Annotated in this window: 11 protein-coding genes; 8 read left to right on the top strand and 3 right to left on the bottom strand. The window is 51.0% G+C overall.

All coding sequences use genetic code 11. The annotated features are described in order from the left end of the window. Positions 1–144 precede the first annotated feature (144 nt). Positions 145–1,263, bottom strand: coding sequence for a YbdK family carboxylate-amine ligase (locus tag D8682_RS09640; RefSeq protein ID WP_064548869.1), 1,119 nt, complete (start codon positions 1,261–1,263; stop codon positions 145–147). A 242-nt stretch (positions 1,264–1,505) separates the two neighbouring features. Between D8682_RS09640 and D8682_RS09635 the strand changes: the two genes are divergently transcribed. Further along, complete coding sequence (locus tag D8682_RS09635; RefSeq protein WP_121814148.1) at positions 1,506–2,753, top strand: mechanosensitive ion channel family protein; 1,248 nt, start codon at positions 1,506–1,508, stop codon at positions 2,751–2,753. 58 nt (positions 2,754–2,811) lie between these two features. Here D8682_RS09635 and D8682_RS09630 read toward each other — a convergent pair whose 3' ends face one another. Together D8682_RS09630 and D8682_RS09625 are read right to left on the bottom strand one after the other, a co-directional pair. After that, a complete protein-coding gene (locus tag D8682_RS09630) occupies positions 2,812–3,066 on the bottom strand; it encodes a DUF1158 domain-containing protein (RefSeq protein ID WP_064549024.1) in 255 nt (84 codons plus the stop codon). Between the two features lie 83 nt (positions 3,067–3,149). Then, positions 3,150–4,079: a LysR substrate-binding domain-containing protein gene (locus D8682_RS09625; protein ID WP_064548865.1), complete on the bottom strand. Its 930-nt coding sequence runs from the start codon at positions 4,077–4,079 to the stop codon at positions 3,150–3,152. Positions 4,080–4,528: 449 nt separating this feature from the next. On the opposite strand from D8682_RS09625, the gene D8682_RS09620 reads away from it, so the two are divergent. The 7 genes from D8682_RS09620 to D8682_RS09590 all read left to right on the top strand — a co-directional run bounded on the left by D8682_RS09620 (position 4,529) and on the right by D8682_RS09590 (position 13,015). Further along, the gene (locus tag D8682_RS09620) at positions 4,529–5,134 is read left to right on the top strand and encodes an ankyrin repeat domain-containing protein (protein WP_121814147.1); all 606 of its coding nucleotides are present in this window, start codon (positions 4,529–4,531) and stop codon (positions 5,132–5,134) included. Positions 5,135–5,595: 461 nt separating this feature from the next. Continuing rightward, positions 5,596–6,063: a DUF2877 domain-containing protein gene (locus D8682_RS27185; protein WP_238392833.1), complete on the top strand. Its 468-nt coding sequence runs from the start codon at positions 5,596–5,598 to the stop codon at positions 6,061–6,063. Beyond that, a complete protein-coding gene (gene fdrA / locus D8682_RS09610; RefSeq protein ID WP_064548861.1) occupies positions 6,041–7,591 on the top strand; it encodes an acyl-CoA synthetase FdrA in 1,551 nt (516 codons plus the stop codon). Before D8682_RS27185 ends, fdrA begins: the two co-directional genes overlap by 23 nt. Continuing rightward, positions 7,588–9,000 (top strand): DUF1116 domain-containing protein, encoded by a 1,413-nt coding sequence (locus D8682_RS09605; RefSeq protein WP_064548859.1) that lies wholly within the window; start codon positions 7,588–7,590, stop codon positions 8,998–9,000. The genes fdrA and D8682_RS09605 overlap by 4 nt, the downstream gene beginning before the upstream one ends. Positions 9,001–9,011: 11 nt before the next feature. Further along, the gene (locus tag D8682_RS09600; RefSeq protein ID WP_064548857.1) at positions 9,012–10,550 is read left to right on the top strand and encodes a hypothetical protein; all 1,539 of its coding nucleotides are present in this window, start codon (positions 9,012–9,014) and stop codon (positions 10,548–10,550) included. Positions 10,551–10,660: 110 nt separating this feature from the next. Continuing rightward, positions 10,661–11,611 (top strand): carbamate kinase family protein, encoded by a 951-nt coding sequence (locus D8682_RS09595; protein ID WP_064548855.1) that lies wholly within the window; start codon positions 10,661–10,663, stop codon positions 11,609–11,611. 15 nt (positions 11,612–11,626) lie between these two features. Then, positions 11,627–13,015, top strand: a complete 1,389-nt coding sequence (locus D8682_RS09590) for an amidohydrolase family protein (protein ID WP_121814146.1) — start codon at positions 11,627–11,629, stop codon at positions 13,013–13,015. The last annotated feature ends 13 nt before the right edge of the window (positions 13,016–13,028 follow it).

Genomic DNA, 13,028 nt, shown 5'->3' with positions numbered 1-13,028 from the left:
CGACTTTAGCATGTCTATTCATGAAGTAAATTGCCGGAAATAGTAAGCATTAATTAAGTAATAATTAATGGGCGCTGAATTTATTTATATCTCAATAACTTTGCGCATAATAATAATGCTGCAAAGTATTAAATCAGAAAAAAATTAATCAGTTGCCCAAATTTCACAATGCTTGCGTATCAACTCAGTTAACAGTCCACCTTCGCTAATAAATTGGCGGATACGACGGGTGTCACTGTCATTTCTGCGTACATAACCTTCTATCGCTTCTAAAGCAGAGGTCGCCTGAAGTTGTGCTGCATAGGGGGCGAGAGTATCAAGCAGAGGCAAAATATCTTCTGCCAGCGTGCGTTGCTCACCGCAGCGTACATCAGTCAGTTTCCCTTCAAAGCCAAAGCGGCTGGCCTGAAAACGGTTGAAGCGGTACAGCAGATAATCTTCGGAACGCGGAACGAAAGGACGTTCGCTCAGCAGCCAATGCGCCAGCGCCTGAATAAAACCGGCAATGTTGACCGCACGAGTGATAGTCAAAGGTGTATCCATCACGCGTACTTCTATGGTGCCAAAATTTGGGCTGGGGCGAATATCCCAGTGCAGGTCTTTCATAGACTGAACGATGCCGCTGGACTCGAGTCGTTGGTACATCCATTTAAACTCTTGCCAGTCGCTAACAAACGGGGCCGGGCCGTTGTCCGGAAACGCCGAGAAAATATTCAGCCGTGATGAAGCATAAGTCGTATCCCCGCCCTGAATATAGGGTGACGAGGCGGAAAGGGCGATAACATGAGGAACAAAGCGCGATAAACCATGCAATAAATAGATAGCGTCTTCTTCATTTTCGCAGCCGACATGCACGTGTTGGCCAAAAACTGTGGCCTGTTTCATTAAATAACCGAATAGCTCCAGCGTCTGGTTATAGCGTTCGCTTTGACATACTTCCTGGCGCTGCCATTTTTGAAACGGATGTGTGCCGCCGCCGCAAATAGTCAGATGATGTTGGCTGGCAGAGTGCAGGACGTGTTGGCGCAAACCAGATAACTGGGAAAATGCCTCGCCGATATCAGCGCAGACTCCGGTGGCAATTTCCAGCATGCTTTCGGTGATGTCATGTTTGACTTCGCCTTCGGTCACCACGCCTTTTAGCGAGTCAATCAGCAGCGAAGAATCCTGGCTGAGGTCGTTGGTTGGCGGATTGATTATTTGCAATTCCAGCTCAATACCAAGGGTGTATGGCTCAGAATGGACAAAATCACTTAGCGGCATACGGTCATCTCGTTTTTGGCACCCGCACTGAGTGCATTCGTGCGTTTAGTATAGTCAGCCGTTTGGTATTCACCCTCTAAATTTATGTGGGTATATGTCGCTATTATTTTAGCTTAAGAATTATCTTTCATATCAATGCAATGAAAATATTGTAAAGAATATTCAGTGCGTTAAAACTGCAATAATGGTTGCAGATGAATTTATGACCCCGCATTATATGTGTCGTTTATGAAGGAGTTATTATGAAAGATTTGGTTTCATTTTTAAGTACTTTTGGTATTGCCCTTGATTCGACCACTTCGATATTAGTGGTTCTGGGAATTATCTTTATATTTGCATTAGCGGTGCATTTTATTCTCCATAGAATTGTTCTGCGGACGTTTGAACGACGTGCAAACTCCAGCCAGCATTTATGGCTGCAACTTATCACCGAAAACAAATTATTTCATCGGCTTGCACTCACCTTGCAAGGGATTATTGTCAATATTCAGGCGGTATTGTGGTTGCAGAAAGGCAGTGATGTTAGCCAGATACTGATTATCTGTGCGCAACTGTGGATTATGCTCTACTCGTTGCTGTCATTATTCTCCTTGCTGGATGTGATTTATAATTTCTCACAGAAATTTACTATTACCTCAGATATTCCGCTGAAGGGAATATTCCAGGGGGTGAAACTGATCGCCTCGATTATCATTGGTATCATGATTGTCTCGCGTATTATTGGGCAGTCACCCGCCATCTTAATCAGCGGCCTGGGTGCCATGGCGGCGGTACTGATGTTGGTGTTTAAAGACCCGATTCTGGGCCTGGTTGCCGGTATTCAGCTTTCAGCCAACCGCATGTTAAAGCTCGGCGACTGGCTGGAAATGCCCAAGTATGGTGCCGATGGCGCGGTAACTGATATCGGCCTGACCACCGTGAAAGTCCGTAACTGGGATAATACAATTACCACTATTCCCACCTATGCTTTGGTTTCTGATGCCTTTAAAAACTGGAGCGGTATGTCGCAATCAGGTGGCCGTCGTATTAAGCGCAGTATTAATATCGATACCACCAGTATTCACTTTCTTTCTACCGATGAAATAGAAAATTTAATGAAGGCGAGACTATTAAAGCCTTATATCGATTCGCGGAGTAAGGAAATTGCAGACTATAACCGTACGCATAATAGTTATGGGGTTTCAGTACTGAATGCGCGCAGCATGACTAACGTCGGGACATTCCGGGTTTATCTGACCGAATATCTGCAAAACCACCCGCGCATTCGCAAAGACATGACATTAATGGTGCGCCAGTTAGCGCCGGGTGCAGAAGGTCTGCCAATAGAGATTTATGCTTTTACTAACACTGTCGCATGGCTGGAATATGAATCCATTCAGGCTGATATTTTTGAGCATATATTTGCTGTGGTTGATCAGTTCGGTTTGCGGATACATCAGGCACCGACCGGTAACGATATTCGCTCGATTGTCACGGTGATGAAAAACTAATCTATTTCGTAGGGTGGATAAGCGATAGCGTCATCCACCAAAAAAATGCCAGATGGCGCTACGCTTCCCGGTCAATCGAAAACCAACGTCGCCAGATAAAGCGAATCACGAAATACTCAACCGCACCTAACGCCAGAAACCACAGGCAAAAGATGATGGTGTAGAGCTGGTTCATATCCAGCAAATGGAACATCTTGATAAGTTTTTGTGCCAACTCGATAGTCAGCGCTGGAGCAGGTAGCAGCAGGCAAGACAAAAAGGCCAGCAGTAAGATGCCGCCAGCACTCATCAGGGCTTCAAGAGGGTGTTTCATGTCATGGTTACGCCGGGGGGTTAAAAACACAGGCAAAAACACATTGTCCGGGAAAATTACCGCTGTTTCAAATCGCCCTTTGTTCATTCCCGATACAACAAGTCGCGATAAATCTCCGTCAGCAACCCACCTGGCGCAAACTGTTTTTTAATCCACCGTGTCACCTGGCCGGTTGCCGCGTGCTGAGTGGCGAGCAGCATTCGCGAATCCTGGCGCGGGTTGCTTATCTGCTTGGTGACTAACAGGCCACTTTCCTGTGCTTCACGCACCATATAATCAGGCAAAAAACCCACACCTTCACCCAGGATTTGGCACTGGCATTTGGTATTAAAGTCCGGCACCAGAATCGCTTCCTGGCCGTGCAGGAGCCAGCCCACTTTTTTATTCAGCGTCAGCGCGGTGTCTTCCACCATGATATTCGGATACAGGCGCAACTGACTTTCAGCAATCGGCTCCGGCATAAACGCCAGCGGGTGAGTCGGGGCGATGGCGAACTCCCAGCGGATCGCGCCAATTTCGGTGTAGTCGATACCGCCGCCATCCAACAGCGTATCTGGTGCGCCAATCGCGATATTAGCCTGGTTATTAATAATCGCGTCCCAGACGCCGTTGTACACCTCGGTGGTAATAGTAATCAGGCAGGTCGGGAACTGTTTTTTGAGGATTTGCAGCAGCTTTGCGGTGTGGCGTGGGGTGTAGAGTAACTGATTAATACAGATACGAACCTTGACCTCAATCCCTTGAGAAATGGTATCGACGCCGCGCTTGATGGCATGAAAGTCATTCAGCAACTCAGTGGCTTTGCGATAGAAATAGTACCCGGATTCGGTTAATTCGATGCTGCGCGTGTTACGCACAAACAGCACCACGTCCAGGTAAGTCTCGATTCTTTTAATGGTGTAACTGATGGCCGACGTGGTGACATCTAACTCTACGGCCGCCTTGCTAAAGCTTGAAAGCCGCGCTGCGGTGGTAAAGGCAAGCAGGTTCTCTTCGGTAAAAATGGAATTCATGTGCCGCTCCACTGTGTCCTTTTGGTGGATGACGCTGTGCTTATCCACCCTACAACAACCCATTTCGTAGATCGGATAAGCGAAGCGTTATCCGACACCCACCCAACTCTATTGTTGAATGTATTTGTAATCCTTATGATCCGCACCCCAGTCTTGAACCATATTTAACACTGCCGTTACAACTGATTTGAAGAGTATCACACTTCTTCAATCCCATTTTCCCCGCGTTTGGCAAGGCCTCGTGGCACGCTCGCCAGTGGGGACTAAAGCCATCAGAAACAGGTTTTATCATAGGTAAAAGATTGCGCTAACCCACATTTTTCTCACATTGTTGAGTTTAATTCAATAATGTTGTCATTAACGATGAATGATTTTTAAACGGATGTTAAAGCGACTTGAGTGTTGCTATTCTCAGTTCATCAGCAATAGCAAAGTATCGGAGTATGGATATGTCTCAGAAAGAACTGATTGCCGAATTTCTAAATGCCGCCGAACATGGCCAGCTGGAAAATATAAAACAATGTCTTAATGATGGGGTGGATATTAATGCCACAAACCGTCAGGGGCGCACCGCAATTACACTCGCCAGCTTGCATAAGAAATATGATTGCGTTGAGTATTTAATCTCAGCGGGTGCGGATGTTAATAAGCAAGACCAAACCTGTTTTAACCCCTTCCTGTTAAGTTGCCTGAATAATGACTTAACGTTGCTGCGTTTAATTTTACCGGCTAATCCAGACCTGAACTGTTTATCTCGCTTTGGTGGTGTGGGTATTACCCCGGCCAGTGAAAAAGGTCATGTTGAAATTGTCCGTGAATTAGTGACGCGCACTGAAATTAATGTCAACCACACTAACTTTGTTGGCTGGACGCCGTTGCTCGAAGCCATTGTGCTGAATGACGGCGGTGCTAAACAGCAAGAGATCGTCAAGCTACTTCTTGAGCATGGCGCTAACCCGCACATGACCGATAAATACGGCAAATCCCCACTGACGCTGGCGCGTGAAAAAGGTTACCACGAGATTGCCGAACTGCTGGTGAAAGCCGGAGCATAAAACACAGGAGATGCACTATCGCAGGCTATATTCAGCGGCAGTGTTTCTTTGCTCAAACGGCAGATAGCGCGTTTCTAAACTCTGTTCTGACAAATGGATATGTTGAGCAGGTGTTCTCCAGGGCGGTGAATATTCACTTCCCAGAACAGCAACAGATGTTCACCTTGTTGAGCATCGATTGTGATAACGCGCCAAACAGCTGCCGTTTAGCACTTAAGCATTGCCAGCCTTTCTTCCAGCCCGGTGAACGGGTCAATTTTCACCGTAGTGGCATTGATATTGGCGACGATAAACGCATCGATTTATCACGCTGCACACGCTGGAAACCCGATGCACTTTATTTAAACCCACAACGAATACAGGAAATAGACTGGCAAACTGTTGCACAAATCACCCTGGCCAGTGTGAAACACAGTTCGTCGTTATTTTATTTTCGCAGCGATAATATTTTTTATCAGGAAATGAGCCGTTTACTGCAATTGCATCGGGCGAAACTTATTTTAGCGCTACAGGAAGGAAACTGTTCCGCGATTGAAAATGAAATGACCGCGTTGCTGGGGTTGGGAATTGGGTTGACGCCGTCCGGAGATGATTATCTCGCGGGGTTAAGTGCGGTGTTATTTATTGACGGGCATCCGGCGCAACATTATCGCGCGCTATTTATTTCTGTATTAGCACGAAGAAAAAATAAAACAACATTGCTCAGTGTTATTACGCTGCGCGAAGCCATTGAACAACGTTTCCGTGAAAGTATTCACGAGTTTCTTTATCACGTAATTAATGGTGAGCAAAAACCTATTCAGCAGTTTATTAATGAAATTAAAAAAATAGGGTCAAGTTCAGGATGCGACATGCTTTGCGGCATGGCGGACGCCTTCGCGATGACCCGACCTGACGGAGGAAATCATGTCAACCAGGATTGTGATTAAAAAGAATACCTATTTTGATTCTGTCTCACTGATGTCTATTTCAACCAAAGCTAACCAGCTTGACGGGGTTGAACAGGCGTTTGTAGCGATGGCCACCGAGATGAACAAAGGGGTGCTGAAAAACCTCGGCTTGTTAAATGATGAACTGGAACAGGCCAAAAATGGCGACCTGATGATCGTTATCAAAGGGGCGAGCGATGCGGCGAACGTTGCCACGCTTGAAGCCATCGAAGAGTTGTTCACCCGCAAAGACAGCGGCGGTTCTCGTCACGAAGCACGCTATGCCACGATTGCCAGCGCACATAACAACGTCCCTGAAAGTAACCTCGCGGTAATTTCCGTCAACGGTGCATTTGCCGCCCGTGAAGCGCGCCAGGCACTGGAAAACAATCTCAACGTGATGCTGTTTTCCGATAACGTTTCTTTAGATGACGAACTGGCACTGAAACAACTCGCTCATAGCAAAGGTCTGCTGATGATGGGGCCGGATTGCGGTACGGCGATTATCAATGGCGCGGCGTTGTGCTTTGGCAACGCGGTGCGCCGTGGCTCGATTGGTATTGTTGGCGCATCTGGTACCGGCAGCCAGGAATTAAGCGTGCGTATTCATGAGTTTGGCGGCGGTGTTTCCCAGCTTATTGGCACCGGCGGGCGTGACTTAAGCGAGAAAATCGGCGGCATCATGATGCTCGATGCGATAGGGATGCTGGAAGATGACACGCAAACGGAAGTGATTGTGCTGGTTTCTAAGCCGCCTGCTGAATCCGTGGCGCGTAAAGTGCTGGAGCGGGCGAAAGCGTGCCGCAAGCCAGTAGTGGTCTGCTTCCTTGGCACCAAAGACGCCCGTGAAGATGAACCCGGTTTACAGTTTGCTCGCGCCACCAAAGAGGCGGCGCTGAAAGCCGTTCTGCTGACCGGTATCAAAAAAGAGTCACTCGATTTACATCCGCTCAACTGGCCGCTGATTGAAGAAGTGCGCGCACGCCTGAAGCCCGAGCAGAAATACATTCGTGCGCTGTTCTGCGGCGGCACCTTGTGCGACGAAGCGATGTTCGCGGCACTGGAAAAATACCCGGACGTTTACAGCAATATTCAGCCCAACCCGGAATATCGCCTTAAAGACGTGAATGTCAGCGTTGCTCACACCTTCCTCGATTTCGGCGATGACGATTTCACCAACGGCAAACCGCACCCGATGATTGACCCAACCAACCGCATCAGCCGCCTGTTGCAGGAAGCGCGTGACCCGCAGGTGGGCGTGATTGCGATGGATTTCGTGCTCGGTTACGGCTCGCATGAAAACCCGGTCGGCGTGATGCTCGATGCAATCAAAGAAGCGAAAGCCATTGCCGCACGCGACGGGCGGCATCTGGAAATTCTCGGCTACGTGCTGGGCACCGATTTAGATACCCCTTCGCTTGCACAGCAGTGCCAGATGCTGACCGATGCAGGTGTTATCTGGGCAAGCAGCAGCACCAACACCGGTCTGCTGGCGCGTGAGTTTGTCTGCAAGGAGAAAGCACAATGAGTCTGTTCAACCAACCGCTGAACGTGATTAACGTCGGCATTGCGATGTTTAGCGACGATTTGAAAAAGCAGAACGTCCCCGTCACGCAACTGGACTGGACACCGCCGGGGCAGGGCAATCTCGCCGTGGTGAAGGCGCTGGATGCTATTGCCGCGCCAGGGCTTGCGGAAAAAGTAGCGGCGGCCAACAAGCTGGCCGTTGAACGCATTATTCAGTCGCAGCCTGTTTTGGTCGGTTATGACCAGGCGATTAACGTTGTTCCCGGCATGACGCGCAACACCATTTTGCACGCCGGGCCGCCTGTCGCCTGGGAAGATATGTGTGGCGCGATGAAAGGCGCGGTTACTGGCGCACTGGTATTTGAAGGGCTGGCGGCAAACCTCGATGAAGCCGCGACACTCGCCGCTTCCGGTGAAATCATCTTCTCGCCTTGCCACGAACACGACTGCGTGGGCTCGATGGCGGGCGTGACGTCTGCCTCAATGTTTATGCACGTCGTTGAGAACAAAACTTACGGCAATCGCGCGTATACCAACCTCAGCGAGCAGATGGCGAAGATCTTGCGCATGGGGGCCAACGACCAGAGCGTAATCGACCGTCTGAACTGGATGCGCGATGTACTTGGCCCAATGCTGCGTGATGCGATGAAGCTCGCCGGTGAAATCGACCTGCGTTTGATGCTGGCGCAAGCGCTGCATATGGGCGACGAGTGCCACAACCGCAACAACGCGGGCACCACGTTGCTGATTCAGGCGCTGACGCCGTGGATTATTCAAACCAACTTCACTGTGACGCAGCAAAAAGAGGTGTTCGATTTTGTCGCCAGCAGTGACTACTTCTCCGGCCCTACGTGGATGGCGATGTGCAAGGCGGCAATGGACGCGGCACACGGCATCGAATACAGCACCGTGGTCACCACCATGGCGCGTAATGGTTTTGAGTTTGGCCTGCGCGTCAGCGGCCTGCCTGGGCACTGGTTTACCGGCCCGGCACAGCAAGTGATCGGCCCGATGTTTGCCGGTTATAAGCCTGCCGATTCTGGCCTCGATATTGGCGACAGCGCAATTACTGAAACCTACGGCATTGGTGGATTTGCTATGGCAACGGCTCCGGCCATTGTTGCACTGGTGGGTGGCACGGTGGACGAAGCCATCGATTTCTCGCGCCAGATGCGCGAGATAACGCTCGGTGAAAACCCTAATGTCACGATCCCGTTGTTGTCGTTTATGGGTATCCCGACTGCCATTGATATTACGCGGGTGGGCGACAGCGGCATTCTGCCGGTGATCAACACCGCCATTGCCCACAAAGACGCGGGTATTGGCATGATTGGCGCCGGGATTGTGCATCCGCCGTTTGAATGTTTTGAGAAGGCTCTGCTCGCCTTTAGCGAGCGTTACTCTTTCTGAGGGAAACAGCGATGAAAAGCATAAAGCTGGAGTGGAAACGTGGTGACTGGGCAGCTTACTTCGGGTTAATGACCAACAACCTGACCAACTTGCTGACCATGATGGGGTTACTGATTTTTGTCGTCGGTATTCCTACTGAAATTGTTTATGGGCGTATTGCGCCAGCCTTCGGGATGGCGGTACTGGTCGCCAGCGTGTGTTATGCGTGGTTTGGTTTGCAACTGGCGAAGGAGACAGGGCGTAAAGACGTGACCGCGCTGCCTTCCGGGCCAAGTGCGCCGTCAATTTTTACCGTGACATTTTTGGTGCTGATGCCGGTCTATCAGCAAACCGGCGATGCCGAATTTGCCATTCAGATTGGCCTGGTGTGGTGCTTTGTTGAAGCGATGATTCTGGTGGGCGGTTCGTTCCTCGGCGAAACCATCCGCAAGATGATCCCGCGTACCGTGCTGCTGTCGTGTTTGTCGGGCTTAGGTTTGTTGCTGCTGGCCATGAACCCAATGCTGCAGGCATTTGAAGCGCCAACGGTTTCCTTCATCGTACTGCTGCTTATCTTCATCAACTGGTTTGGCAAAAAACCGATTTTTGCTCGCATTCCAACGGGTTTATTACTGCTGATTGCTGGTACTGCGCTGGCGTGGGTTTCTGGCCTGCAAAGTCCGGAAGCCATCAAAGCATCGATGTCATCATTCGGCTTTAACCCACCGTCGATTCATGTTGATAGCTTCCTGCAAGGATTGCCGCACGCGTTGCCTTATCTGGCGTCGGCGGTTCCGTTGGGGCTGGCGAACTACATTTTTGACCTGGAAAACATCGAGAGCGCCCACGCGGCAGGTGATGAATATAACACCCGCAAAGTGATGCTGACCAACGGCCTGGCCTCCACGCTTGGCTGCCTGATGGGGAATCCGTTCCCGGTCACGGTATACGTCGGCCATGCTGGCTGGAAAGCGATGGGTGCGAGCATTGGCTATACGCTGGCGTCCGGTGTGACGATGTTTATCGTGCCGTTGTTTGGCCTCGGCGCGTTCATGCTCGCCATTATTCCGATGACCGCGATTGTACCGATTCTGGTGTTTATCGGCGTAGTGACCGCCAACCAGGTGGTGCGCGAAACGCCGAAAATAGAGGTGCCGGTTATCTTCATCTGCCTGTTCCCGTGGATAGCCAACTGGGCGCTGACCATGGTGAATAGCGTGATGGCGGCGGCAGGGACGTCGGCGGCGAAAATCGGCTTTGAGACCCTGGCGCATAAAGGCGTGTTTTATCAAGGCCTGGTACATTTGGGCAACGGCGCACCGCTCGCCAGTATGTTGTGGGGTTGCGTGGCTATCTTCGCCATTATCAACAAGCCGTTACGCGGCGCAATTGCGGCAGCCGTCGGCGCATTGCTGGCGTTGTTTGGTGTGATTCACGCGCCGATTGTCGGCTTTGCACAGGGCAGTTCGCTGATGTTTGTCACCGCATATTTGATGATGGGCGCAATGTTTGTGGTGAAGCATGTGCTGGACAGGCGTGAAGCGGCGTCTGAGGTTGCGACTTCCGTTTAATACTCCCCCTCACCCTAGCCTCTCCCCTGGAGAGGGAATTGTCCGGTTTTCTCCCTCTCCAGGGGGAGAGGGCCGGGGTGAGGGCGTCCGTACCCTAAAGGATAAAAATAATGAAACAACTCGTGGTAGTGGCGATTGGCGGCAACAGCATCATCAAAGACAATGCCAGCCAGTCGGTTGAACATCAGCAAATTGCCGTCAAAGAAGTCGCGCAAACCGTGCTGGAAATGCTCTCATCGGACTACGATATTGTGCTGACCCACGGCAATGGCCCGCAGGTGGGGCTGGATCTGCGCCGCGCAGAGATTGCCCATGAGAAAGAAGGCTTGCCGCTCACGCCGCTGGCTAACTGCGTGGCGGATACCCAAGGCGGCATCGGCTATCTGATTCAGCAAGCGTTGAATAACCAGCTGGGGAAACACGGCGACAAGAAAGCGGTCACCGTGATCACTCAGGTGGAAGTCGATCCCAATGATCCTAATTTCACTCATCCAACCAAACCAATTGGCGCGTTCTTTAGCGAACCGCAGTGCGAAGCGCTGAAAGTTGCGCATCCTGACTGGCAATTTGTGGAGGATTCCGGGCGCGGATACCGTCGCGTGGTGGCGTCACCTGAACCGCTGCGCATTGTCGAAGCGGATGCCATCAGTGCGCTGATTAAACAAGGGTTTGTGGTGATTGGTGCGGGCGGCGGCGGTATTCCGGTGATTCGCACCGCACAGGGCGATTACCAGAGCGTGGATGCAGTCATCGACAAAGATCTCTCTACGGCTCTACTGGCACGCGAAGTGAAGGCTGACATCTTAGTCATCACCACCGGTGTTGCGAAAGTGTGCATTCACTTCGGCAAACCGGAACAGCGTGCATTAGACGAAGTGACGGTTGAGCAGATGGCGCGTTTTAGCGAAGAAGGGCATTTCCCTCCGGGAAGTATGCTACCGAAAATTACCGCAAGCCTGGCGTTCCTGCGCAATGGCGGCAAACGGGTGATTATCACCACTCCTGAAAAATTACCCGCAGCTCTGCGTGGCGAAACCGGGACTCATATTGTTAATGCTTAATAGCGGGAGAATTCGATGAATAATGCAGAAAAAAGTCGTCGTGAATTTTTAAGCAGCAGCGGCAAAGTTGCCGCCGCCTGCGCACTCTTTGGCGCGACGGGCTCCATGGCGTATGCTGCAAAACCAGCATCCACAACCTGTGAGACGGGCAATCGCATGAGCGCCATTAAAGAATCGCACTATTACCTCGACAACGTTCTGCTGGAAGCCGGGTTCCGCCGCGACGGGCAGAATGTGGTGGGCACCGAAACTGAGCTAAAAACACTCGAAATCAAAGACGGCGTTATTGCGGCATTGCTCGCAAATAAACAACATCCGGACGCCACGCTTGCGCACTATGATGCTTCGGGAAAATTGCTGCTGCCTGCGATGCGCGACATGCACATCCACCTTGATAAGACCTTTTACGGCGGCCCGTGGCGTGTGCATAACCGCCCGGCGGGCACCACCATCCTCGATATGATTGCCCTTGAGCAAAAACTGCTACCGGAACTGCAACCGGTCACTCAGGAACGGGCAGAAAAGCTGATTGATTTGATTCAGTCGAAAGGCTCGACCATTGCGCGTAGCCATTGCAACGTCGAGCCGGTTTCCGGGTTAAAGAACCTGGAGAATCTGCAAGCGGTTCTGGAGCGTCGCAAAGCGGGCTTTAGTTGTGAAATTGTCGCATTCCCGCAACACGGTTTGCTGCATTCCAACTCCGTTCAACTGATGCGTGACGCAATGCAAGCGGGCGCGCACTACGTTGGTGGGCTTGACCCGACCAACGTCGACGGCGCGATGGAAAAATCGTTAGATACCATGTTCCAGATAGCCATCGACTACAAAAAAGGCGTTGATATTCACCTGCATGAAACCAGCCCTGCGGGCATTGCGGCGGTGAAATACATGGTGGAAACGGTGGAGAAAACCCCAGAGCTGAAAGGCAAGCTGACCATCAGCCATGCGTTTGCACTGGCGGTGATGAACGAACAAGAAGTGGATGCAATTGCCACGCGCATGGCCGCACAGCAAATCACCATCGCTTCAACGGTGCCGATTGGCACTATGCACATGCCGCTCAAAAAGTTACAAGAAAAGGGCGTGTTTGTGATGACCGGCACTGACAGTGTTATCGACCACTGGTCGCCGTATGGCCTGGGCGACATGCTGGAAAAAGCCAACCTGTATGCACAGCTCTATATGCGCGTGAGTGAAGTGAATCTTTCCCGTTCACTGGCGATTGCCACCGGCAACGTGCTGCCGCTAAACGACAGGGGCGAACGCGTGTGGCCGAAAGCGCAAGATGAAGCCAGCTTCGTGCTCGTGGACGCCTCGTGTTCCGCTGAAGCCGTCGCACGTATCTCGCCACGCACAGCCACATTCCATAAAGGCAATTTGGTGTGGGGTGAGCTTAGCGTGTAATTTTGTCGGATGA

The sequence above is a fragment of the Buttiauxella sp. 3AFRM03 genome, assembly GCF_003675305.1.
Classification (GTDB): Bacteria; Pseudomonadota; Gammaproteobacteria; order Enterobacterales; family Enterobacteriaceae; genus Buttiauxella; species Buttiauxella ferragutiae.
This window is presented reverse-complemented; position numbering and strand designations above follow the sequence as displayed.

What these genes read in the sequence shown, in the direction of transcription:
- D8682_RS09640 (WP_064548869.1), bottom strand. Translation starts at nt 1,263, where the DNA reads ATGCCGCTAAGTGATTTTGTCCATTCTGAGCCATACACCCTTGGTATT.
- D8682_RS09635 (WP_121814148.1), top strand. Translation starts at nt 1,506, where the DNA reads ATGAAAGATTTGGTTTCATTTTTAAGTACTTTTGGTATTGCCCTTGAT.
- D8682_RS09630 (WP_064549024.1), bottom strand. Translation starts at nt 3,066, where the DNA reads ATGAAACACCCTCTTGAAGCCCTGATGAGTGCTGGCGGCATCTTACTG.
- D8682_RS09625 (WP_064548865.1), bottom strand. Translation starts at nt 4,079, where the DNA reads ATGAATTCCATTTTTACCGAAGAGAACCTGCTTGCCTTTACCACCGCA.
- D8682_RS09620 (WP_121814147.1), top strand. Translation starts at nt 4,529, where the DNA reads ATGTCTCAGAAAGAACTGATTGCCGAATTTCTAAATGCCGCCGAACAT.
- D8682_RS27185 (WP_238392833.1), top strand. Translation starts at nt 5,596, where the DNA reads ATGAGCCGTTTACTGCAATTGCATCGGGCGAAACTTATTTTAGCGCTA.
- fdrA (WP_064548861.1), top strand. Translation starts at nt 6,041, where the DNA reads ATGTCAACCAGGATTGTGATTAAAAAGAATACCTATTTTGATTCTGTC.
- D8682_RS09605 (WP_064548859.1), top strand. Translation starts at nt 7,588, where the DNA reads ATGAGTCTGTTCAACCAACCGCTGAACGTGATTAACGTCGGCATTGCG.
- D8682_RS09600 (WP_064548857.1), top strand. Translation starts at nt 9,012, where the DNA reads ATGAAAAGCATAAAGCTGGAGTGGAAACGTGGTGACTGGGCAGCTTAC.
- D8682_RS09595 (WP_064548855.1), top strand. Translation starts at nt 10,661, where the DNA reads ATGAAACAACTCGTGGTAGTGGCGATTGGCGGCAACAGCATCATCAAA.
- D8682_RS09590 (WP_121814146.1), top strand. Translation starts at nt 11,627, where the DNA reads ATGAATAATGCAGAAAAAAGTCGTCGTGAATTTTTAAGCAGCAGCGGC.